Here is a 22468-nt window from a genome sequence, read left to right on the forward strand (position 1 = left end):
AAGAGATGTATTGCCATGCCTAACATTGAAATCGCTAAGCGCAAGAAGTCGCAAGCTCGACCCAAGACGGTAGGCGTTAAAACAATTACCACCGATCAGGGTGAAAAAAGCCGCGTCTACACCGTTAGCAATAACAGCCTCAATTTAGGACAGGATTTGCTGTACGCGTTCCGTAAGAGCGTTGAAAAAGCGCGGGACGAAAATCTAAAACTGTTTGGAACGCGCTCTGGAAAATAAGCCGACAGCACCAAGGTTAAATAAACCCGTTCTGTGGATAATTGCTGGGCCAAACGGTTCTGGCAAAGTTCAGCCTACGGAATGTTGGCTGTAGAGTTGCCCAAAGATTCAGTATGGATCATAAACCCTGATCTTTTTGCGAAACGTATCCATGAACATGAGGGGTGCGTGCTAACAGAAACCAATTTACAGGCCCTCAAACTATCGAGACCTGGCTTTATGCTTCTGTTGATGCCTATCAAACAGTGGGCGTTGAAACTGTTCTTTCGAGTCCGAAATATCAGAAGCTCGTCACTCAGGCGAAATCTAAAGGATTTGAAATTAATCTCATTTTTGTCTATTTGGGCTCTGTTGAACTGAACATCGAACGTGTAAGGCTAAGGGTCAAGAGGGGTGGTCATGATGTGCCCGAAGACAAGATCAGAGAGCGACGTGTCCGCTCTTTCGATCAGTTGTCCTGGTTCTTTAAGGCCTCTGACCGAGCTTTTATCTTTGACAATTCGGATGCAGAGCCCAAACTTATATTTGGCAAGGAAGCTGAGGACAGGATGGTTTCGTACGGTTCGGCTTCATTCGAAATTAAGCAAAGCCTGACAAGGGCTTATCCTGAACTGTCTTCCTTCTGGAAACCCGCCCGCTAAAATGCCCGACACGACCTTTTTCGACCCGTCCCATTACGTTCTGATCATCAAATGCCCGGACACGCGCGGTATCGTCGCGGCGGTCTCCGGCTATTTGAACGACAATGATATCTCCATCGTCGAGTCGAACCAGTTCAACGACAGTCAGGGCGACATGTTCTACGTGCGCGTGGTCTTCAAACAGGCCGGTGCGCGGATGCCGCCTATGTCGATCCTGCGCGAAGGGTTCAAGCCGATTGCTCACCGATTCAGCATGGAATGGGACATCCATAATCTGAGCGTTCGCCCACGCGTTGTTATCGCGGTGTCGAAGTTTGGTCACTGCCTGTACGAATTGCTGCACCGCTGGCGCTCAGGCTTGTTGCCCGTGGAAATTGCTGCCGTTGTATCAAACCACGAAGACATGCGCTCGTTTGTCGAATGGAACGGCCTGCCCTATGTGCATCTGCCGATCACTAAGGACACGAAGGCCGAGCAGGAGGCGCAGTTCCTTAGCCTGATCGAGACGCATCAGGCTGATCTGGTCGTGCTGGCGCGTTACATGCAGATTCTCTCGGATGAGTTTTCGCGCCGGCTGGAAGGCCGCTGCATCAATATTCACCACTCCTTCCTGCCGTCGTTCAAGGGCGCCAAGCCCTATCATCAGGCACATCAGCGCGGGGTGAAGATCATCGGAGCGACGGCGCACTATGTGACGTCTGATCTGGATGAAGGGCCGATCATCGAGCAGGACGTGCAGCGCGTGCACCACGGCCTGACGCCGGAGCAACTGGTGGCCATCGGTCAGGATATCGAGGCCCGCGTGCTGGCGCGCGCCGTAACCTGGCACGCCGAACGCCGCGTCATCATCAATGGCGGCAAGACGATCGTATTTAGCTGATTTCGCACTTGCGAAACCCCTGACGCCGTTGCACAGTCAGACAACGGATTGGGGAAAACATTATGTCAGCGGCCAAGCGGAAACGGACGAAAGCGCCGGTTTCGAACCTTTATATCGTGCAATATGCCGAAGTAACGGGCGTCGGTATGGGCCGACTGAGCAACGGCGCACTGTACCTGACTCAACGCGGGCTGGCGCGCCTGTGCGGCGTGCAAAATGCCCATATCGGCACGATTAGCCGCGACTGGGACAGCGACAAACCGCGCATCCGGGCGATCAAGGCCCGCCTGTCCGAGATGAACGAAGAACGCGCCGCTGCGCATTCGGTCCTGACCTATCAGGGGCGGCGTCAATATTGCTATGATGTGGCGGTGTGTCAGGCCATCCTCAGCTATTACGCCCACTATGCCGGACGCCATGTACAGGACGAGGCGGCGGCGCATGTCTATGACGGGGCGGGGCTGAACGCCTATATCGCCCACGCTCTCGACGGGTTTGTCGCGCCGGTAGAAACGCCGCCGATCCGCTTTCAGCCGGTCGCTGAGACCCCCGCAGACGAGGCCGATATCGTCGTCGGCTATGAGGTCAATGACGCGATTTCGCGCATGGTCATGGCCTATTACCAGTTGTCATTTGCCATGGCGCAGGCCTATGTCAACTGGCTGCGCACCCTGATGCAGGCGGCATCCTGGAACCGTCTGGGCCTCTATGTGCCCCTGAACGCCTTTATTTCGCGCGGCTGAACGGGACCTTAAGCGTTAAATAGGTTGCCGCCCGCCACAGCCATTCCAGCGGGCCATAGTGGAAATGGCGGAACCACAGATGCGCCAGACCCAACTGCGCCGCAAAGGCAACGAGGCCGAGCATGACCGCCTCCGACTGGCTCATAGTGGCGTGCAGCCCCAGACCGAAGCTGTAGAAGACCGGCACGAAGACCAGAGACTGACCCACATAGAGGCTGAGCGTCATACGGCCGGGGGCGGCAAAGGCGTTCAGCCCGCGATGCAATGGGCCGTAATAGAGGCTCACGAACCCGAACATCAGGGTCAGCATGATGCTGAGATCGGTCAGGCTGGACCAGATACCTGACCACAGGGCATTGGGCATGCGCGATGCCTCAGTCGCCGGGATCAGGCCGCTGATCAGGCCCTGACTATGCCACAGGATAAGGGCGGCGATCAGCGACAGGACAAGACCGATCAGGCGCGCCCGCCCGAAGCGTTCCGGCTGACTGAAAAAGCCGATACGTCCCAGACAAAGCCCGATGAGCGACAGGCCCAGTATCTGGCTCAGGCGGCCGGACTCGTACATGAACATCCATTTCAGCGGGTGCCCGACCACCCAGTTCATGCGAATGGTCTCGATCAGACTCTTGCCCGTCAGATGCGCCTCGGGGACCGTGCCGCTCCAGTACCCGAACGGACGATTGGCCCAGTCAGCCCCGTTCAGGGCGGCCCCCAGTTGAATCCACATCAAGGGCTGAAGCAGAAAGAAGACGCCGATGGTGGCGATCAGGGTGGTGGATTTCAGGCGATAGAAGGGCAGCAGAAAAACGCCCATGACCGCCAGCACCTCCAGTATCTCGCCGCGATACCACAGGCCGTGCAGCAGGCCGATGATCAGCAGCACCGTCAGCCGCCATAGAAAGCGTCCGGTGAAATCGACGCCCTTACGCGCCGAATTGTCCATGATGATGAAGAAGGAGACGCCAAAGCACAAGGCCATCAGCGCAAAGGCCTTGCCACCAAAAAGGGTGAAGATGACGTTGTGCCATAAAAGCTGGGCCGGGTCAGTGACCGGATGCGCCCAGTACAGCTCAAACAATTCCGGCATGTGCACCATGAACAGGCCAAACAGAGCAAAACCGCGCAGGGCATCCAACCCCTCCAGACGCTGCGGCGTCGAAGGGACACTTTTGGGGGTGGCCATACTATCTCTCCCTGACTGGCCCGCTCTCTGATCAGGCCTTATCGCTCGACTATAGACAACGTTATCAGGGGCTGGCAAGCGCGCTATGGACGTGCAGAATCTCGTGGAAAATCTGTCAAAAAGGCTTATAGGGGGCGGATGAAAAGACACTCTGATAAAACCCGAGGTCATAAGGCCGAGGCTCAGGGACCAAGCCAGCGCCAGTTGCGTGCCGGCGAACTGGTCCGTCACGCGCTGGTCGAAATCCTGCGTGAAGAAGAACTGCATGACGAAGCCCTGCAGGGGGTTTCGATCACCATTACCGAAGTCCGCTGTTCGCCGGACCTGCGCCACGCCACTGTGTTTGTGGAGCCGCTGGGGGCTGGCCTAGGGGGCGTGACCATCTCAAAGGACAAAATCGCCCCGGCGATTGAGGCGCTCAATCGTCACGCCAAGTTCCTGCGCGGGATACTGGGGCGCATGATCGATATGAAGTTCACGCCGGACCTGCGATTTCTTCACGATGAAAGCTTCAATGAGGCGGCGCGAATTGACGCCCTGTTTATGCGTCCGGACGTGGCCAGAGACCTCAGAAATGATCCTCGTGATGAGGAAGATGGCGAGGACTAGGCCTTGGCACGTAAGAAAAAAGGTGATCTGGTCAATGGCTGGGTCTGTCTGGACAAGCCCGTAGGGCTGGGCTCGACGCAGGCCGTGAGCTTAGTGCGGCGTCTGTTCAACGCGCAAAAGGCCGGACACGCCGGTACGCTGGACCCGATGGCGTCGGGTATCTTGCCCATCGCGCTGGGTGAGGCGACCAAGACCGTCCCTTATCTGATGGAAGCGGACAAGGTCTATCGCTTCACCATCCGCTGGGGGCAGCGCACGGCTAGCTACGACCTCGAGGGCGAGATCCTCGAACAGGATGGTCTGCGCCCAAGCGAAGCGGAAATCCGCGAAGTCCTGCCGCAGTTCATAGGTGAGATCGAACAGGCTCCGCCCGCCTTTTCGGCGATCAAGGTCGATGGGCAACGCGCCTATGATCTGGCACGCGAAGGCGTTGAAATTGAGCTGGAAGCGCGACCGGTGGTCGTGCATGGCTTGACGCTGGAGCGTATTCTCTCCGCCGATGAAGCCGAGTTCCTACTCCACTGTGGCAAGGGCACTTACGTGCGGGCCATTGCACGCGACATCGCACTGGAGTTGGGCGTGCTGGGCGTCGTTAGCGCGCTGCGCCGTGAGCGCGTCGGCGGCTTCGACATTAATTTGTCCGCAGGGGTGGAAAAGTTAGAGGATTTGAGGCATAGAGACGCCGCTTTGGACGCTTTGCTTCCCGTAGAGACGGCGCTGGACGACATCCCGGCCCTGCCTGTGACGGAAGACGAGGCCACAAGGCTCAAACAGGGTCGCGAAATCCCCCTGTCCTTCTCCCGCACACAAACGGCGGAAGACGCTCTGAAAATCCGGTCAACATCGGGAAAATCGGAGCACGGGCGTACCCTTTGGGCGCACCGGGACGGAGACATCGTTGCCTTGGGCGAATTGCGTCTGGGGCAATTTTACCCCACACGCCTTATCAACCTGTAACCCTGCGGACCTTGTCCGTGAAAGGAGACCCCGATGTCGATCACGCTTGAGCGTAAAGCTGAACTGATCAAGACCCACGCCCGTTCGGAAAACGATACGGGTGGGTCCGAAGTGCAAATCGCTATCCTGTCGGAGCGCATTGCCAACCTGACCGAGCACTTCAAGACGCACAAGAAGGACAACCACTCCCGTCGTGGCCTTCTGAAGCTGGTGTCGCAACGCCGCCGCCTGCTGGACTATCTCAAGGCCACCGACACCGCCCGTTACACGGCGATCGTCGAGACCCTGGGTCTGCGTCGCTAAGACTATCTCTCAGGGCCTGACACTCCGTCAGGCCCTGATTACATTCAAGCGCGTGCCGAAAAATGTGGAGCGGTTTTCCGATTCCAATGCGCGACACGCTAAAAGCTTGGAGCCGGGTTTTGCTTCAATCCAACTGAACCGGCTCTATGGATACCCGGGACGCGATCCGGGCATACAATTCGCGTGACGGTCCCATCAAATCGGGACAGACATAGGTTTGCCGGATGATACGGCAGACGTTTTCGGGAAGGGATTCGCCCTTCCTTACACCGGGTCGCCGCCCAGTCAGGCCGCCACCCTTCAGCCACCCCGTCAGGAATGGGCCTGCCGGGTGACAGAAAGACACACATGTTTGACATCAAAAGAAAAACCATCGAGTGGGCCGGGCGCAAACTGACGCTCGAAACCGGCCGTATCGCCCGTCAGGCGGACGCCGCCGTGCTGGCCACCTACGGTGAAACCACCGTGCTGGCGACCGTGGTTTATGCCCGCGCACCGAAGCCGGGTCAGGACTTCTTCCCCCTGACGGTCAACTATCAGGAAAAGACCTTCGCCGCCGGCAAGATCCCGGGCGGCTACTTCAAGCGTGAAGGTCGCCCCAGTGAAAAAGAAACGCTCGTTTCGCGCCTGATCGACCGTCCGATCCGCCCCCTGTTCGTCAAGGGTTTCAAGAACGAGGTTCAGGTCGTCGTTACGGTGTTGTCGCATGACATGGAAAACGATCCGGACATCCTCGGCATGGTCGCCGCCTCTGCGGCCCTGACCCTGTCGGGCGTGCCGTTCATGGGCCCCATCGGCGGCGCCCGCGTCGGTGTCATCAATGACGAATATGTCCTGAACCCTTCACTGGATCAGATGAAGGAAAGCGCGCTCGATCTCGTGGTCGCTGGTACGCAGGACGCCCTGATGATGGTCGAGTCCGAAGCGCAGGAACTGTCCGAAGACAAGATGCTGGGCGCGCTGATGTTCGCCCATGCCGGTATGCAACCGGTCATCGACGCCATCATTGAGCTGGCTGAACACGCCGCCAAGGAGCCCTTCGAATTCGAAGCCGAAGATTTCTCGGACGTCGTGGCCAAGATCAAGGACCTCGTCGGCCCGGACATCATCGCGGCCTATGCCCATAAGGGCAAGCACGAGCGTCACGCCGCCGTTGGCGAAGCCAAGAAGAAGGCCGCGGCTGTTCTGGTGAAGTCTGAAGAGAACCCGGAAGGCTATGAGCCTGCCATCTTCGGTTCGGCCTTCAAGGAATGCGAAGCCGACGTCCTGCGTCGTGACATCATCGACCACGGCAAGCGCGTTGACGGTCGTGCCGTTGATAAGGTTCGTCAGATCGTGTCGGAAGTCGGCGTTCTGCCGCGCACCCACGGTTCGGCCCTGTTTACCCGCGGTGAAACTCAGGCTCTGGTCGTGGCCACGCTGGGCACCGGCGAAGACGAGCAGTTCATCGACGCGCTCGAAGGCACCTATAAGGAGCGCTTCCTGCTGCACTACAACTTCCCTCCGTACTCGGTGGGTGAAGCGGGCCGCATGGGTTCGCCGGGCCGCCGCGAAATCGGCCACGGCAAGCTGGCGTGGCGCGCCATCCGTCCGATGCTGCCGTCGGCGGAAGAATTCCCGTACACCCTGCGCGTTGTCTCCGAGATCACGGAGTCGAACGGCTCGTCCTCGATGGCCACGGTTTGCGGGACCTCGCTGTCGCTGATGGACGCCGGCGTGCCGCTGAAGCGTCCGGTGTCGGGTATCGCCATGGGCCTGATCCTCGAAAAGGACGGCTACGCGGTTCTGTCGGACATTCTGGGTGATGAAGATCACCTGGGCGACATGGACTTCAAGGTGGCCGGTACAGAGCTCGGTATCACCTCGCTGCAAATGGACATCAAAGTTCCGGGCATCACCGAAGAGATCATGACCAAGGCGTTGCGTCAGGCCAATGAAGGTCGTCTGCATATCCTTGGCGAGATGAACAAGGCCATTTCGGGTGCCCGCGAAGAGCTGGGTGAATTTGCGCCGAAGATCGAGACGATCAAGATCGCGACCGACAAGATCCGCGAAGTCATCGGGTCGGGCGGCAAGGTCATCCGCGAAATCGTGGAAAAGACCGGTGCCAAGATCGACATCGGCGAAGACGGCACCATCAAGATCGCCGCTTCCGAACAGTCGAAGATCGACGCGGCCCGCGACTGGATCAAGTCCATCGCTTCAGAGCCTGAAATCGGTGCCATATATAAGGGCAAGGTCGTGAAGGTTGTCGATTTCGGTGCCTTCGTGAACTTCTTCGGTGCCAAGGACGGCCTTGTCCACATCTCGCAGATCAAGAACGAAAAGGTCGCCAAGACCTCGGACGTCCTCAGCGAAGGCGACGAAGTGAAGGTGAAGTTCCTTGGCTTTGACGATCGCGGCAAGACCAAGCTGTCGATGAAGGTCGTTGATCAGGAAACCGGCGAAGACCTCACCGAAAAGCTGGCCGCCGAAAAGGCCGCCCGTGACGAGGCCCGTGCGGCTTCGGGCGAAGCACCGGAAGCCGACGGTGATGAAGGTGGCGAGGAACGTTCGGGCGGTGACCGTCCGCGCCGCTCGCGTCGCCCGCGTCGTGACTAACGCTTGTGTTCTTGGATGAAGGGGTCCATGACCTCTTCATCTTTAGGCCTATAAAGAAGGCGGTCCCTTTTGGGGTCGCCTTTTTTATTTGCGCGATGTGAGGGGCCCTCGACCCCACCACCGCAAAGCATTAAAGCTATCCTATGCAAACACTCACCGACCAGATCCTTGACCGCGGCGCGATCCTGCTTCTGGCCAACAGGGGTGAGCCTGTGCGGTTGGTCGGCTGTGAGGCCGAGGGGCTTGACCTCAGTGATTTTATTCTGAACGGCTGGGTGTTCGAAGACTGTATCCTGCGCAAGACGAAGTTTCGGGGCACAAAGCTGGAGCAGGCGCAATTTGTTTCCTGCAAGGGTGGGCAGGCCGATTTTACGTCCGCCGATCTGACCGAGGCGCAGTTCACGGCTTGCGATTTCAATAACACCCCGTTCAAGGGGTCGGGTCTCGCGCAGGTGCGCTTTTTGCGCTGCAAGCTGACCGGTGCCGATTTCAGCCATAGCCGCAATATGGACGTCAGCTTTGAGGACTGCCGACTTAATGATGCGCGACTGAAGAATTTTGCCTTTGTCAAACAAACGCTGAAATCGCTCGATCTGACCAATGCCGACCTTCAGGGCTGCGATTTCCGGCAGGCGGTGTTCGAAGAATGCAGCCTGCGCGATGCCCTGCTAGATCACGCCCGTTTTGAGGGGGCGGACCTGCGCGGAACCGATATCGGCGGGGTCCGTCTTGAGGATGCGCGCCGTTTCAAAGGGGCGACCATTTCGCGCTCTCAAGCCGCAGAACTCCTTTCAGAACTGGGACTTAAGGTGCGATAACATTTCGCACGCGCAACAAAGGCCGCAAAATTACCCAAAATTACAAACGTTTAACGGGTCATATCTGCAAAATAATGTATGGAGAAGGCAACGGGGGTGCGCCATCGCGTCGTATAAGGACGGCGGACCTGCCCGCCCATACATTTTTCAGAGCACCCACATGTCCTCTTCCAAACGCCTCGCCGGCACCAGCCTGTCCGTCCTAGCCTCACTTTTGCTGGTGTCCGCCGCGGCGGCACAGACCGCTGCCCCTGCTGAAAAGCCTGCCGAACCGAAGACCACGGAAAAGACGACGGAAAAGGCTGACGAGCCGACCACCATCACCGTCACTGGCGCCAAATCGCAGAACCGTATCGACCGTCAGGTCTATGACAATAGCAAGAATGCTGACGCGGCCATCGGTACGGCAGCAGATACCCTGAACAAGGTTCCAGGCGTCACGGTCGATGCCAACGGCAATGTCGCCCTGCGCGGCAATACGAATGTTCAGGTCTATATCGATGGTAAACCGTCGGCCATGATGCAGGGTGACAATCGTGCCGGGGCCATTCAGGCTATGTCAGGCGGCGATATTTCTTCTGTCGAAGTGATGAACAATCCCGGTGCACAGTTTTCTTCAGAAGGCACAGGGGGCATCATCAACCTCGTCATGCGTAAAAACCGCCGTCCGGGAGGCTTCGGCTCGGCGAACGTTGCTGTGGGGGATGGCCGATACAATGGCGGCGTCAATGGTAGCTATACGGTCGGCAAGATTTCGCTGAATGGCGGCATCAACTACCGCGATGAAAGCGGTACCGGCCGCACGACGCGCCGCCTGATCAATCGCGATGCCAATGGCAATGTCGTTTCGCGCACCGACACCAATGGTGAAGGCACCGGTGGTTTCACCAACTTCGCCCTCAATGGCGGCATCGACTATAATCTCGACGACGCCAATACGCTGAGCGCTCAGGTCACCTATAACAAGCGTGAGTTCACGAGCGAAGGTACAAGCCTTTCGGCGACGTATGATGCGCTTGGGGCCACTACGCAGCGTTACACCAACCAGTCGCGCTCTAAGAACCCGGGCTCGGATCAGAGCTTGGCTCTGACCTGGAGCCATACGGGTAATCTGCCAGGTGAAACCCTTAAGGCCGATTTGCGCATAAGCCGTTCGACCGGCGGCAGCGAGTTCGTCAATATCAACAATTTCACTCTGCCGACCGTATCGACCACCAGCGATACAAAGGTTTCGTCGCGCGCGCTCAGCAATGCGGTTTTCAGCATCGACTATAACCGTCCCGTAGGTACCGATCAGCTCACCACCGGTATTCAGATCACGCGTGATGACAATACGGTTCGCAATGAATCGACCGGTATCGGTGCGGATGGCCTGAACAATGCACTCCTGTCCAGCAGCTTCCAGTACAAGCAAACCATCAGCGCAGCCTATGCGACCTATCAGAAGCCGTTCGGCGAAAAATGGGTGGTTTTGGGCGGCCTGCGCGTCGAAAACCTTGATCTCGACACCTTGCTGGTCAACACGGGTACGCGCACCAGCATCAACTACACCAAGGTTAGCCCCAGCGTCTTTGCCACCTATCTGCTATCGGACACGGCCAAGCTGCGCTTCTCCTATGCGCGCCGTCTGCAACGTCCGAACCCGCAAGCGCTCAACGCGGCGATCACCTATGTCGATGCGCAAAACGTAAGTCAGGGGAACCCGGACCTAAAGCCGCAGGAAACAGACTCGTTCGAAGTCGGCTATGAGGTCACAAAGCCCAAGATCAACTACCAGATCCGGGGTTACTACCGTGAAAACAACGACGTTATCACACAGACGAGCCGCTTCCTGACGGGCAATGTCTTGTTGACGACCCAAGAAAATGGCGGGTCGAGCACCGCTGGCGGTGTCGAAGTCAACGTCAATGGTCAGGTGACGCCGAAGCTGAATCTGTCTTTGGGGGGCGATGTTGCGCGCACCGAACTGACCACACCCGCCAATGGCACGCAGGAAGCAGACTCGGTCAATGGCCGCATGAACTTCACCTATACCCTGACACCGAAGGACACGCTTCAAGCCTTCTTCTTCGCGCGCGGCAAAACCCTGACCGGGCAAGGCTATACCGAGCCTTTCGGTATGGGGAACATTACCTATGCGCGTAAGCTGACGCCGAAGGCGACGCTGACGGTAACGGTCCGCGATCCGCTCAATACCGGCAAGTCAGTAACCTATACCGACACCAAGACCGTCTATTCGGAATCAAGCCGCAGCCAGCAGGCTAGCGTGTTCTATGTCGGTCTGCGTTACACCTTTGGCGGTCCGGCTCCGGCCAATGCCCAGCAAAACCAGATGCGCATGATGGGTGGCCCCGGCATGGGCCCGCGTCCGGGTGGGATGTAATTCGAAGGGTTTTGGGATGAAGGGGTCTATGCCCTTTCATCTTTCAGGACAAAAAGAAAGGGCGCCGCGATAACGGGGCGCCCTTTCTTGTTCTTAAGGCGAGGGGCCTTGCAGCCCTTTCCATGGCTTCGGGCGTTCGGTGCGAAAATCGAGACATTCAGTCGCGATTTCATCCGATTTGTGCACGCACAAATCTGCGCTTCTCACGCCTCGACCCCATAAGTCTCGGTGTTACTTCGGCACCACGCGCACAATTCGGCCTTCCGCATTGTCAAACGCCGCATAAAGCGCGCCGTCCGGCCCCTGCACCACGTCGCGGATACGTTCCTTGAAGTTGGTGAGAAGCTTTTCCTCCTTGACCACCTTGCCATTTTCCAGCGTAACCATACCGAGGTATTTGAACTTCAAAGATGCGACGAACACCTTCCCCTGCCACTGTTTATAAGGCCCGTTGTAGAAGACCATATTGCCGGGGGCCATCGAGGGCACCCAGTAATAGAGCGGCTGTTCCAGCCCCTCCTTTGCCGTCTGACCAATCTTGCCGCCGCCATATTCTTCGCCATAGGTGATCAGCGGCCAGCCGTAATTCTTGCCCGGCTTGACGATGTTAATTTCGTCCCCGCCCTGCGGACCATGCTCATTGGTCCACAGATCACCCGTTTCCGGGTGCACAAAGGCCCCCTGCTGATTACGATGCCCGAGGCTCCAGATTTCCGGTTTAGCTCCGGCGACGTTTACAAACGGATTGTCGTCGGGGATAGAACCGTCCGGGCGGATGCGCAGTGTCTTGCCGATCGTGGTATCGAGCCGCTGCACCAGGGGCCGCTGATTGGCGCGGTCACCGACGGTGATAAACAGGTACTGCCCGTCCTTCGAAAAGACGATGCGGGAGCCCCAGTGGTTTGGGCTTTCGACCTTGGGCGCCTGTCGCCAGATAACCTGAAGACCCGTAATAGCAGAGCCGTCGAGCTTGCCGCGCGCAACGGCCGTTCCTGCCGTATCGTTTTCACCCTCCTCGGAGAAACTGAAATAGACGAGGCCGTTTTCGCTGAATTTCGGATCGACCGCGACGCCCAGAAGACCGCCCTGACCATAATCGACCACGGTGGGGCCACCGGAAATCGACTGAAGCGTCTTGCCATCGCGGCTGATCAGCTTGATCCCACCCGCCTTTTCCGTAACCAGCAAACGTCCGTCGGGCAGGAAGGCCATGCCCCACGGCTGTTCAATCCCTTCGGCGAACACCCGGGCTGCAAAGGCGTCCGATTCAGGCGCAGGGCTGCTGGCTGTCTGGGCACAGGCAGAGGTGGTCAGGAGCAGGCTCAGGCTCAGACCGGTAAGCAACAGATCGCGGCGTTTCATCAGGGCCTCTTTTCGCAAGGGTTTGCGCCAGAGTAGCACTCCCTCATACGGCCGCCACTTAAAAACCGATTGCACAATAGCCTGATAGCGCAAGAAAAAACCCCGCCGGACGAACCAGCGGGGTTTTCAATTTCGAAAAGCGGTAGACGCTTAACCCTCGGTGGACTCGCTGGCCGCCATCTGGGCGCGCAGTTCGTCGCCCTTCGAGCCGCGAGTCGAGTTCTGCGAACGCTCGACGATACGGGCCGACTTGCCGCGACGGTCACGCAGATAGTACAGCTTGGCGCGACGCACGACGCCGCGGCGCTTGACTTCGATCGAGTCGATGTTCGGCGACAGCAGCGGGAACTTACGCTCCACGCCTTCGCCGAAGGAAATTTTGCGGACGGTGAAGGTTTCGTTGATGCCCGTGCCGGCGCGGGCGATCACGACGCCCTCATAGGCCTGAACGCGCTCACGGTCGCCTTCCTTGATCTTCACGTTGACGCGGACGGTGTCGCCCGGTTGGAAAGCCGGAACGGTCTTGCCAGCCTTCAGCTTGGCCACTTCTTCGGCTTCGATCTTTTGAAGCAGGTTCATAATGTAACTCCAATTTTGGGCTTACTCCGCTTTGGGAGCGCCTTTTGCCTGTGATTTGGAAAGATACGCCGCCCAGAGGTCTGGTCTGCGTTCCTTCGTGGTTGCCTCTCTTTGTTTCTGCTTCCACGCGGCCATCTTCTTGTGATCGCCGGACAAAAGCACTTCGGGGATGTCGAGGCCTTCAAACGTCCGCGGTCGCGTGTACTGCGGGTGTTCGAGGAGACCATCCTCAAAACTCTCGGTATCGAGGCTTTCGGCGGCCCCCAGAACACCGGGGATGAGCCGCACGACCGCCTCTATGGTGACCATCGCCGCGGACTCTCCGCCCGCAAGGACGGCGTCGCCGACGCTGATCTCTTCAAAGCCGCGTGCATCCAGCACGCGCTGATCGACGCCTTCGAAACGACCGCACAGCACGATCAGACCCGAAGCCTTCGACCATTCCCTGACCTTGTCCTGAGTAAGCCGCCGTCCACGGGCGCTCATATAGACTTTCGGCCGGTCATCGGCCCCCAGACTGTCCAGCGCCTTGGCAATGACATCTGCCTTCAGCACCTGTCCTGGACCGCCCCCGGCAGGGGTGTCGTCAAGAAAGCCGCGCTTATCGCTCGAAAAAGTCCGAATGTCCACAGGCTCAAGCGTCCAAAGACCAGATTCTTTTTGGGCATTCCCTAGAACCGATACGCCTAGCGGGCCGGGAAAGGCTTCGGGGAACATGGTCAGCACAGATACACGGTAGGGTGCGGCCACGGTCTCAGGGGGATGTTGAGGCAGGTCAGTCATTGGGTTGGCTCGGCAAGTCCCCAAATCTCAAGCCGGAAAAGGATGAGGCGGGACGATTTCAAACTTCCCCGGCGTGCCGGAGGAAGTGGCAGTCTGCCTTAGCACACTGACGGAGGGGGCTTACCACAGAAGTCCTGAAATACAAATCTTACTGCCGCAAACGCAGCGTCAGGCCAATGGTGCGCGGTTGGCCCACAAAGGCGTTGAAGGTCCCCGACTGCAGAGGCGCACCGAAGACCACCTGATAATAGGTCTCATTGGTCAGATTCGTCCCCCACAGGTCGAGCGCCACCGTCTCAGCGCGGTTCGCCACACTCAGTCGACCATTCATCAACGTATAGGCACCCTGAATCTTGATGGGAGCGAGATCAGAACCGGTATTGTAGTCGGCATTATAGCGCGCATCGAGCGCCGCCCCCCAGTTCAGTCCGCGCCATTCGCGGTGGTAATCGGCCTGAAGCGTCGCGGACCATTTGGGGGCAAACGAGGCGCGGGCATTGGTCAGGCGCGGCAGGCCAGGTACGGGCTGCGATCCGAACTGGCTCTCAGACCAGGTAACGCCGCTGACCAGACGCAGACCGTTTTTAAGCGTCACGCGCGTTTCCGTTTCAATGCCGTGCGACGTCAGTTCCGGCACCGAAGTGACGAGGAAGGTCGCCCCCAGAAAAGTGTTGAGCTGAAAATCGCGGAACTCCTGACGGAAGGCGGCGGCATCGAAGGCCAAACGCCCGCGCCACCAGCGGCCTTTTAGCCCGACCTCATAGGCGGTGACGGTTTCCGCACGGAAGGACGTGTCGCGATCGGCCGCATAGGTCGTCGTCTGTTCGCGGTCAAGATTGAAACCGCCACCCTTCCAGCCGCGTGCGACTGACGCATAGCTCATGAGAGAAGGCGTGGTCCGCCAGCTCAGCTTGAAAGTGCCGGTTAAGGCATCGTCTGACATCTTTTGGGTCAGGTCGAGACGGTTGAAGGCCGGGTTGGAAAAGGACTGACACAGCGTACCGAGGCCTGACGAACCCAAACTCTGTGCCGCCGCGCAGCCAACGCCGCCATCCGTATTGCGATAGGCGGAGTTCAGCGTCTTAGTCTGACGGTTGAGGCGCAGACCCAGTACCGCTGACACATCTGTCGTCAGGGCCCAGTCGAGATTGGCGAACAGAGCGGCATTATGTTCCGTCTGGCGGTGAATGTCGCGAGCGCCACCACCGATGGGATAGGCGCTGCCTGCTGTCAGACCCGTCAGGCTGGCGACGCGGTTGGTCGAAGCGCCGCTGGACAGCAGCAGACTGAGATAGGGCTCATAGTCTTCGCCATAGACGTAGGAGTCGCGTCTCGTCACCTTTTCCGACGACAGATAGACGCCGGTCAGCCAGTCGAGCGGGCCGTTTTTCCCGGACAGCCGCCATTCCTGACTGAGTGTATCAAAGCGCGTGCCGAAATCATCCGGGACGCGGTAATATATGTCGGCTCCGGAAAAGTCGGCATCATAGCCCTGTCGGTGATCAAAGCGACGTGATGCTGTGAGACTGGTCAGGGTCGGGCCGCTGTCGAGCCGCCAGTTGACCTCCGCCGACAAGCCGCCATCCTTGATATGCTGAGCGGTTGAGCGGTTGCTGAAGGCGCGGCGGCCTTCGACATCGGCGGTGGTGGGCACGCCGTTGCCCGATGCCAGACTGTTGATCCACGGCGCGGTTGCCCCAACCTGAACCACCGTGCCGGTGCAGCAGTTTTCGTCGCGCGCCGTGTAATCGGCAATCAGCCGCACTCTGAGGCGGTCGGAATCCATGTATAGGAGTTGACCACGCAATGAGTCATAGTTCTGATCGCCGTCTCGGGTTTCGCTTCGCGGCCCCTGACCCGCATTGATCCGGTACTGGCCGTCGCGTTGCCGGTGAACCAAAGACAGCGAACCCGCCCATTTGTCGGCCAAGGGTCCCGACACATAGGCGGTAGCCGCCAAGGTGCCGCGTTCGCCCGCCGTCACCTCATAGACCTGTTCCGGCGTAAAGCGCGGTGCCTCGGTAACGGCCTGAATAATGCCTGCCGACGCGCCCTTGCCGAACAGGCTGGTCTGGGGCCCTTTGAGGATTTCGATGCGCTCAACAACCCCCAGATCGCTCATGGCTGTAGCGGTGCGGGCGCGCACCACGCCGTCAATGACCACGCTGACGGATGACTCCAGTCCCGGATTGTCGCCAACCGTGCCGACGCCGCGCAAACGCGCTGTGGTCTGTGCCTCGTTGGCCGTGGAGGTGATCAGAAGCGACGGCGTTAACACCTGCGCATCGCGCAAATCATAGGCGCCACCTCTGCGCAATTGTTCGCCGGTAATCACGGCCACAGATATCGGCGCGCGCGCCAGCGACTCAGGCTTTTTGCGCGCTGTCACCACCACTTCGGTCACCTCCTGTGCCCACACAGGTCCCGCCGCAACGCTGACCAAAGCGCTGGCGCTCAGCAGACGGACGGCGAGGGGGAGTGCGTGACAGCGGGAGGACAAACGCATGCGGGAACCTTTGAGACACTCTGCTTTTTTGAACGTGACCCAATAAAACGTTCAAAAAATATGCGCAAGGTCAAAATGCCATCTGAGGGTTCTTAGGACTTTTGTAAGAAGGGCTAACTGTTTTCAGCCTTGTCTGAGGCCCGACGGAACGGACCCCGGTAATCCGGGCTTTTGCGGCGGCGGCGGTCGGGGCCGGTATAGCTGGCCGATTTAACCCACGCCCGTTCGTTATCGATCACGCTTTTCATGCGGTCGATCAGGGCGCGCGCCGTTAGCGGCTTGGCCACAAACTCATTTACCCCCGCATCGCGCGCTGCCAGCACATGCGAGCGGTCCGTGTGGCCGGTCATCATTATGATGGGTACGTAAGGGTGGGGGCTGTCGGAACCGGTACGGATCAGGCGCGTCATTTCTATGCCATCCAACGTTTCCATAACGAGGTCGCAAATAATGACGTCGGGCCGCCAGTCACGCACAATTTCCAGTGCTTCGGCGCCATCGGACGCTTCGCGGATATGTGTGATCCCCATGGCGCGCAACATAGTGCAGACAATAACCCGCATGTAGTGGTTATCGTCAACGACCAGCGCCAGAACACGCGAAAAGCTACTCACTCAGTCCTCACAGTCCAAAATTAGACCGGTTGTGACTCCGGGGGCACTCACCCTTTACGAAATCAGTAATCTTAGCGATAGGTTAATAGACGCTTTCAATTGGCGCCACCGCCAAAAAAAATTCATGCCCTACCGAAGACAGGGGTTTTGACGTCTCCGCGGAACCGGCCCATACTCCGGCCCAAATAGATGGGGGTCCCCAATGATCGACTGGCGTAACCGTACCGTCCTCAGCGCCGCCGCAGCGGTCCTGATTTCCGGATTTTGTGTAGGGTTTCTGACGGCCAAGGCGACCGAGGGTGGTTTTCGCAAGGCGGCCCCAGAAGGTCAGATCCCTATAACCGAAACCATGGGTAAGCTGTTCGGCAAGGTGCGTGACAAAAACGCCCCGCGCTCTGGCGGCATGAAGCCAACCGGTTTTGCCGTCTGGAAACAGAGGCTCGATACATCGGGGTCATCGCCGCAGGCCTGTATCGAATTCTCTAAACCGTTGGATGCCTCCAAATCCTATGGCGACTATGTGCTAGTGTCGCCTGAACTGCCATCGGCTCCGGCGGTGACGGTGAAGGGTTCGGAGCTGTGCGTCGGAGGCTTCGGCTTTACCGACCGCCGGGTGACCCTGCTTAAAGGTTTGCCCTCGGCCGGCAAGGACACTTTGAAACAGAATGCCGATGTCGATTTCGCCTTCGGGGAAAAGCCGCCCTATGTCGGTTTCGCCGGCAATGGTGTCATTTTGCCACGTGAGGAATCCGACGGGGTAGCGGTTGAAAGCCTGAACGTCTCGACCCTGGCCTTTGAGGTCTGGCGTGTCGGTGACCGCAATTTGGTGCGCAAGACGATCAGCGCGCCAGACGCTACTGCCGAAGGCGATTACGACTACGAATGGGGTGAGGACAGCCCTAAGGGCGAAGGCTACAAGATTTGGTCCGGCAAGGTGGCGGTGAAGGGCGGCGCGGGAGAGCGCGTCACTACCGTCTTCCCGCTGGGGGCGGTGTTGAAAGACCTTAAGGCCGGGGCCTATGTGGTTAAGGTGCGCGACGCTTCGGGCGGCCGTGATAAGACGGAAGGCGATCAGCCGGCGCAGGCCCGTCGCTGGATATTGTTCACCGATATGGCGCTGACCACCTATACTGGCACAACCGGGGTGGATGTGGTGGTGCGCTCGCTCAAAACGGCCCGCCCGATGGGGTCGGTGCGCGTGGCGTTGGTGGCCCAGAATGGCGAAGAACTGGCCTCGGCCAATTCAACTAGCGATGGTCGCGTGCATTTTGACAAGGCCCTGCTGAAGGGCGAAGACGCCCTGTCGCCCAAGATGATCATGGCCTATGGCCCGGCGGAAGACTTCACCGCCATGGACATCCACGCCTCGCCGATGGACTTCTCGTCGCAGGGCGTGGGTGGGCGTTCGGATGAGAAGCTGACCGATGGCCGCACGGCCAATGCGCTGGTGGACGGTTATCTCTATACTGACCGTGGCATCTATCGTCCCGGTGAAATGGTGCGTCTGGTGGCGCTGGTGCGTGATCCGGACGGCAAGGCGATCAAGGATCGCAAGGGCGCGCTCGTCGTCTATCGCCCGTCTGGCGTCGAAGCCTTCCGCTTTCCGTTCGCCCAGACACCGCAAGGCTTTGCCTATGCCAATATCGCCCTGCCGAAGTCGGCCCCGCGCGGGCAATGGCGCGCCAAATTGCTGATCGAGGGCATTGACGAAGAACAGGGTAGCGCCGGGTTCGCCGTAGAAGACTTTGCGCCGCAACGCCTTGGCGTCGATATGAAAGCCGATGTTGAGCGGCCGCTGACCGCTGTCAGTGAGACGCGTGCTGTGCAGGTGGCTGCCCGCTTCCTTTATGGCGCTTCGGGGTCTGGCCTGACGGTTTCGGGTTCGGCGCGTATACGTGTCGATCGCAACCCGTTCCCAAAGTATAAAGATTACCGCTTCGGCAATGAGCAAGCGCCCTTTGATGAGCAGTACGCCGATCTGCCTCAAACGGCGACCGATGCCGAGGGCAAGGCGGTGCTGCCCTTTGCCTCCAACTACGACACGGATCAACCTTTGACAGCGCTGGTTACAGCGTCGGTGTTTGAGCCCGGTGGCCGACCGGTCAGCGAGGTTGAGACGCTGCGCATCCGCACCAAGCCCGTCTATGTCGGGGTCAGGCTCGACACCAAGGATGCCAAGGGCGGTGAAAACCCGGTGACGGCTTTTAGCCTGATCGCGCTGAATGCGCAGGGCGCCCCGGTGACGGCGCGCGGCGTGAAGGTCAAGCTGATTTCAGAAAACTGGAACTACGACTGGTATCAGCAGGATGGGCGCTGGCAGTGGCGGCGGACTTCCAAGGATGTGGTCATTTCCGATAAGGATTATGAGATCGGGGCGGCATCGCCGCTGAATTTCGAAAACCGTCTGGGTTGGGGCGATTATCGTCTGGAGATCACCCAGGCATCGACGGGCGCCAGGACGGTGATCCGCTTCGCCGCCGGTTGGGGTGCGCCCTCCGATGGCACTGAGGCCCCGGATTTTGTGCGCCTGACCGCCGGGTCGCAGAGCTATGCCCAGGGCGATACCATCTCGCTGACGCTGAAATCACCGTATAAGGGCGAGGCACAGGTCGCGGTGGCCAATGACCGCCTGATCGACCTGAAAACCGTCAGTGTGGGCGATAATGGCACCACGGTGCGCCTCAAGACCGATGCGCGCTGGGGCGGAGGGGCCTATGTGATGGTCAGCGTGGTGCAGCCGCGCGACCCGGTCGATGCCTCCAAGCCGCGCCGGGCCATGGGCCTGATTTATGTGCCGCTTGACCCCAAGAACCGCAAACTGAACGTCACACTGGACCTTAAAGATAAGGTGTTCCGTCCCGACTTTTCCAAGTCCGGTCAGGCCCTTATCGACGTGCCGGTCAAGGTCGAAGGTGCGGGCCTCGGCAAGACGGCGCGCGTATCGCTTGCGGTCGTGGATCAGGGCATTATCAACCTGACCAAGTTCAAGACCCCTGATCCCGCCGGATTCTATTTCGGTAAGCGGGCGCTGGGGCTCGAATATCGTGACGACTACGGCCGACTGCTCGATCCCAATATGGGCGCGGCAGCCGACGTCTTCGGTGGCGATCAAATCGGTGGCGATGGACTGACCACCACGCCGATCAAGACGGTCGCCCTGTGGTCGGGGGTCGTCAATACGGGCATTGATGGCAAAGCACATATCAAATTGCCGGTTGGCAAGTTCAATGGCGAGCTAAAAATCATGGCCGTGGCCTGGACCGACGATGCAGTCGGTTCGGCCGAGGACAAGCTCACTGTGCGTCAGCCGGTGGTCGCCGAACTGGCCCTCCCGCGCTTCCTCGCTCCGGGCGATAAGGCCTATGCCACGCTGGAACTGAATAATGTCGAAGGCAAGCCGGGCCTCTATGAGAGCCTCGTGAAGGGCTTCAACGGTATCGTCACGGCCTTCAAAAAGGCCTTTAATATCGGTCAGGGGCAAAGGGTGCAGGAGGGCATCCTCATTCAGGCTCCCTCAACGGTGGGTGTGTCGAAGATTAATCTGGCGCTGTCGGGTCAGGGCTATGGCTTCGACGAGGATTATCAGATCCAGACCCGCATGGGCTGGGGCGCACAGACACGCACGATGATTGATCAGCAGGCACCGGGGGCAGTCTTCACCTTACCGCCGGATCTGCTCAGTGGCTTGCAGCCGGGGTCGGCGACGGTTCAGGTTTCTTATTCACCCTTCCGCGGCATTGATCCGGGGCCGCTGGCGGCGGCGCTCAACCGCTATCCCTATGGCTGTACCGAACAGATCATCTCGGCGGCCTATCCGTGGCTATATGTGAGTGGCGCGGATGCGGCGCGGGCCCAGACCATCCTCAAGGGGGCGGTCAACCGCCTGCTGGATCGTCAGTCGGCGGATGGAGCCTTTGGTCTGTGGCGCGCAGGTGACGGTGAAGCCGAAGGCTGGATTGGGGCCTATGCCACCGACTTCCTCCTCGAGGCGCGCAAACGTGGCGTCTATGTGCCGCAGGAGGTCATCGACAAGGCGATGAATGCCATGCGCGACATGTCTAAGCCGGAAGGTTTCACCTCGGTGTCTTATCGCCTCAAGATCGAGGAAGGTCCGTGGTGGAACGCCATGGCCGCCAAGACTGTCTCTGAAGAGATGCGTTCGCGCGCCTCAGCCTACGCTCTTTACGTGATGGCCAAGGCGGGTTCGGGCGATCTGGCGCGCCTGCGCTGGTATCACGATGTGCAGTTCAAGGCCGAGAGGTCACCGGTGTCGAAAGCGCAGGTCGGTGCGGCTCTGGCCCTGATGGGTGATAAGGCGCGGGCCAGATCGGCCTTCCGTCAGGCGGCGCAGGGTATGGGCTATAAAGCGACCTATGACTGGTATCAATCGCCTCTGCGGGACGTGGCTGCGGTAATCGCCCTGGCCTATGAGGCCGGGGAGCTGGATACGGCGAAAACGCTCATCCCGCTTCTGGAACGCCATGTCAAAGGCCCGGACGAGATGAATACGCAGGAGCAGGCGCAGGTGCTGAAAGCCGCGTCCTTGATGCTGGCTCAGGCCGGACCCCTCAGCATTAAGGGCGAGAATGTCAAGGCGCTGGACGGCAAGTCGAGCTTGCAACGCTTCCAGATCGCTGCGGTCAAGGACGCGAAGTTCACCAATCAGGGCAAGGGCGCGGTCTGGCGCACCATCACCGTCACGGGTGTGCCTGTGGCCCCGCCGCCGGCGCAAGCCAAGGGCTATACTATCGACAAGGCCTACTACACGCTTCAGGGTCAGCGTATCGACCCATCGCAAGTTGTGCAGGGTCAGAAGGTGCTGGTGGTTATCAGTGGACGGACGAACTATGCTGAAACCCGGCCGGTTGTGGTCGATGACGCTCTGCCCGCGGGCTTCGAAATCGAGATGACCCTGTCGCGCGATGACGCGCAGAATGGCCCTTTCCGTTTTGTCGGCGACCTTAGCCAGACCGATGTGCAGGAAGCTCGCGACGACCGCTATGTGGCAGCGCTGGACGTGTCGGCCAACAGTGGTTTTGCCATGGCCTATGTGGCGCGCGCCGTAACGCCTGGTGATTACTACCTGCCGGGCGTCGAGGTGAAGGACCTCTATCGGCACGACCTCTTTGCGCGCACAGCGGGCGGGCGACTGACGGTGGCCCCGCGATGAGAAAGAAGCCCCTCCCCTGATGTTCAGGGGAGGGGCCGGCTTAAGGCCGGGGGGTTAATGACGCTTTTGACCCCCCTCCGTTGTGAACAGCGCTGC

At 59.2% G+C, this 22468-nt stretch carries 17 protein-coding genes; 11 read left to right on the top strand and 6 right to left on the bottom strand.

The features are described from left to right. Window positions 1-15 precede the first annotated feature (15 nt). The 4 genes from ASTEX_RS00870 to ASTEX_RS00885 all read left to right on the top strand — a co-directional run bounded on the left by ASTEX_RS00870 (window position 16) and on the right by ASTEX_RS00885 (window position 2501). On the top strand, window positions 16-237 hold the full coding sequence (locus ASTEX_RS00870; RefSeq protein ID WP_013477714.1) for a hypothetical protein: 222 nt from the start codon (window positions 16-18) through the stop codon (window positions 235-237). 164 nt (window positions 238-401) lie between these two features. Continuing rightward, on the top strand, window positions 402-878 hold the full coding sequence (locus tag ASTEX_RS00875; protein ID WP_218918605.1) for an ATPase: 477 nt from the start codon (window positions 402-404) through the stop codon (window positions 876-878). Between the two features lies 1 nt (window position 879). Then, a complete protein-coding gene (purU, locus tag ASTEX_RS00880; RefSeq protein ID WP_013477715.1) occupies window positions 880-1758 on the top strand; it encodes a formyltetrahydrofolate deformylase in 879 nt (292 codons plus the stop codon). Window positions 1759-1820: 62 nt separating this feature from the next. Next, entirely contained in the window at window positions 1821-2501 is a 681-nt protein-coding gene (locus ASTEX_RS00885; RefSeq protein WP_013477716.1) for a hypothetical protein, read from the top strand. On the opposite strand, the gene ASTEX_RS00890 is transcribed toward ASTEX_RS00885, so the two are convergent. After that, complete coding sequence (locus ASTEX_RS00890; protein WP_013477717.1) at window positions 2485-3687, bottom strand: DUF418 domain-containing protein; 1203 nt, start codon at window positions 3685-3687, stop codon at window positions 2485-2487. The genes ASTEX_RS00885 and ASTEX_RS00890 overlap by 17 nt on opposite strands. A 138-nt stretch (window positions 3688-3825) precedes the next feature. Here ASTEX_RS00890 and rbfA point away from each other — a divergent pair, with 138 nt between their 5' ends. The 6 genes from rbfA to ASTEX_RS00920 all read left to right on the top strand — a co-directional run bounded on the left by rbfA (window position 3826) and on the right by ASTEX_RS00920 (window position 11358). Then, window positions 3826-4296: a 30S ribosome-binding factor RbfA gene (rbfA, locus tag ASTEX_RS00895; RefSeq protein WP_013477718.1), complete on the top strand. Its 471-nt coding sequence runs from the start codon at window positions 3826-3828 to the stop codon at window positions 4294-4296. 3 nt (window positions 4297-4299) lie between these two features. Continuing rightward, the gene (gene truB / locus ASTEX_RS00900) at window positions 4300-5253 is read left to right on the top strand and encodes a tRNA pseudouridine(55) synthase TruB (RefSeq protein WP_013477719.1); all 954 of its coding nucleotides are present in this window, start codon (window positions 4300-4302) and stop codon (window positions 5251-5253) included. Window positions 5254-5286: 33 nt separating this feature from the next. Then, a complete protein-coding gene (gene rpsO / locus ASTEX_RS00905; RefSeq protein WP_013477720.1) occupies window positions 5287-5556 on the top strand; it encodes a 30S ribosomal protein S15 in 270 nt (89 codons plus the stop codon). 348 nt (window positions 5557-5904) lie between these two features. Further along, the gene (gene pnp, locus ASTEX_RS00910; RefSeq protein WP_041658395.1) at window positions 5905-8157 is read left to right on the top strand and encodes a polyribonucleotide nucleotidyltransferase; all 2253 of its coding nucleotides are present in this window, start codon (window positions 5905-5907) and stop codon (window positions 8155-8157) included. Between the two features lie 143 nt (window positions 8158-8300). Continuing rightward, on the top strand, window positions 8301-8975 hold the full coding sequence (locus ASTEX_RS00915) for a pentapeptide repeat-containing protein (protein WP_013477722.1): 675 nt from the start codon (window positions 8301-8303) through the stop codon (window positions 8973-8975). A gap of 160 nt (window positions 8976-9135) precedes the next feature. Next, on the top strand, window positions 9136-11358 hold the full coding sequence (locus ASTEX_RS00920; protein ID WP_013477723.1) for a TonB-dependent receptor domain-containing protein: 2223 nt from the start codon (window positions 9136-9138) through the stop codon (window positions 11356-11358). Window positions 11359-11589: 231 nt separating this feature from the next. Here the strand turns inward: ASTEX_RS00920 and ASTEX_RS00925 are convergent, their stop codons facing one another. From ASTEX_RS00925 to ASTEX_RS00945, 5 genes are all read right to left on the bottom strand, one after another. Next, window positions 11590-12720 carry a PQQ-dependent sugar dehydrogenase gene (locus tag ASTEX_RS00925; RefSeq protein ID WP_013477724.1) on the bottom strand — a complete coding sequence of 377 codons (1131 nt, stop codon included), beginning with the start codon at window positions 12718-12720 and terminating at the stop codon, window positions 11590-11592. A 150-nt stretch (window positions 12721-12870) separates the two neighbouring features. Further along, entirely contained in the window at window positions 12871-13299 is a 429-nt protein-coding gene (rplS, locus tag ASTEX_RS00930; protein ID WP_013477725.1) for a 50S ribosomal protein L19, read from the bottom strand. Between the two features lie 21 nt (window positions 13300-13320). Further along, window positions 13321-14082 (bottom strand): tRNA (guanosine(37)-N1)-methyltransferase TrmD, encoded by a 762-nt coding sequence (gene trmD, locus ASTEX_RS00935; protein ID WP_013477726.1) that lies wholly within the window; start codon window positions 14080-14082, stop codon window positions 13321-13323. Between the two features lie 148 nt (window positions 14083-14230). Next, window positions 14231-16588 (bottom strand): TonB-dependent receptor, encoded by a 2358-nt coding sequence (locus ASTEX_RS00940; RefSeq protein WP_013477727.1) that lies wholly within the window; start codon window positions 16586-16588, stop codon window positions 14231-14233. Window positions 16589-16701: 113 nt separating this feature from the next. Then, entirely contained in the window at window positions 16702-17202 is a 501-nt protein-coding gene (locus ASTEX_RS00945; protein ID WP_013477728.1) for a response regulator, read from the bottom strand. A gap of 202 nt (window positions 17203-17404) precedes the next feature. Here ASTEX_RS00945 and ASTEX_RS00950 point away from each other — a divergent pair, with 202 nt between their 5' ends. Beyond that, a complete protein-coding gene (locus ASTEX_RS00950; protein ID WP_013477729.1) occupies window positions 17405-22372 on the top strand; it encodes an alpha-2-macroglobulin family protein in 4968 nt (1655 codons plus the stop codon). Window positions 22373-22468: the final 96 nt, after the last annotated feature.

Origin of the sequence: Asticcacaulis excentricus CB 48, assembly GCF_000175215.2 — a bacterium.
GTDB lineage: Bacteria > Pseudomonadota > Alphaproteobacteria > Caulobacterales > Caulobacteraceae > Asticcacaulis > Asticcacaulis excentricus.

What these genes read in the sequence shown, in the direction of transcription:
- purU (WP_013477715.1), top strand. Translation starts at nt 880, where the DNA reads ATGCCCGACACGACCTTTTTCGACCCGTCCCATTACGTTCTGATCATC.
- rbfA (WP_013477718.1), top strand. Translation starts at nt 3,826, where the DNA reads ATGAAAAGACACTCTGATAAAACCCGAGGTCATAAGGCCGAGGCTCAG.
- rplS (WP_013477725.1), bottom strand. Translation starts at nt 13,299, where the DNA reads ATGAACCTGCTTCAAAAGATCGAAGCCGAAGAAGTGGCCAAGCTGAAG.
- ASTEX_RS00870 (WP_013477714.1), top strand. Translation starts at nt 16, where the DNA reads ATGCCTAACATTGAAATCGCTAAGCGCAAGAAGTCGCAAGCTCGACCC.
- ASTEX_RS00885 (WP_013477716.1), top strand. Translation starts at nt 1,821, where the DNA reads ATGTCAGCGGCCAAGCGGAAACGGACGAAAGCGCCGGTTTCGAACCTT.
- ASTEX_RS00915 (WP_013477722.1), top strand. Translation starts at nt 8,301, where the DNA reads ATGCAAACACTCACCGACCAGATCCTTGACCGCGGCGCGATCCTGCTT.
- ASTEX_RS00950 (WP_013477729.1), top strand. Translation starts at nt 17,405, where the DNA reads ATGATCGACTGGCGTAACCGTACCGTCCTCAGCGCCGCCGCAGCGGTC.
- ASTEX_RS00925 (WP_013477724.1), bottom strand. Translation starts at nt 12,720, where the DNA reads ATGAAACGCCGCGATCTGTTGCTTACCGGTCTGAGCCTGAGCCTGCTC.
- rpsO (WP_013477720.1), top strand. Translation starts at nt 5,287, where the DNA reads ATGTCGATCACGCTTGAGCGTAAAGCTGAACTGATCAAGACCCACGCC.
- ASTEX_RS00890 (WP_013477717.1), bottom strand. Translation starts at nt 3,687, where the DNA reads ATGGCCACCCCCAAAAGTGTCCCTTCGACGCCGCAGCGTCTGGAGGGG.
- ASTEX_RS00920 (WP_013477723.1), top strand. Translation starts at nt 9,136, where the DNA reads ATGTCCTCTTCCAAACGCCTCGCCGGCACCAGCCTGTCCGTCCTAGCC.
- pnp (WP_041658395.1), top strand. Translation starts at nt 5,905, where the DNA reads ATGTTTGACATCAAAAGAAAAACCATCGAGTGGGCCGGGCGCAAACTG.
- ASTEX_RS00940 (WP_013477727.1), bottom strand. Translation starts at nt 16,588, where the DNA reads ATGCGTTTGTCCTCCCGCTGTCACGCACTCCCCCTCGCCGTCCGTCTG.
- trmD (WP_013477726.1), bottom strand. Translation starts at nt 14,082, where the DNA reads ATGACTGACCTGCCTCAACATCCCCCTGAGACCGTGGCCGCACCCTAC.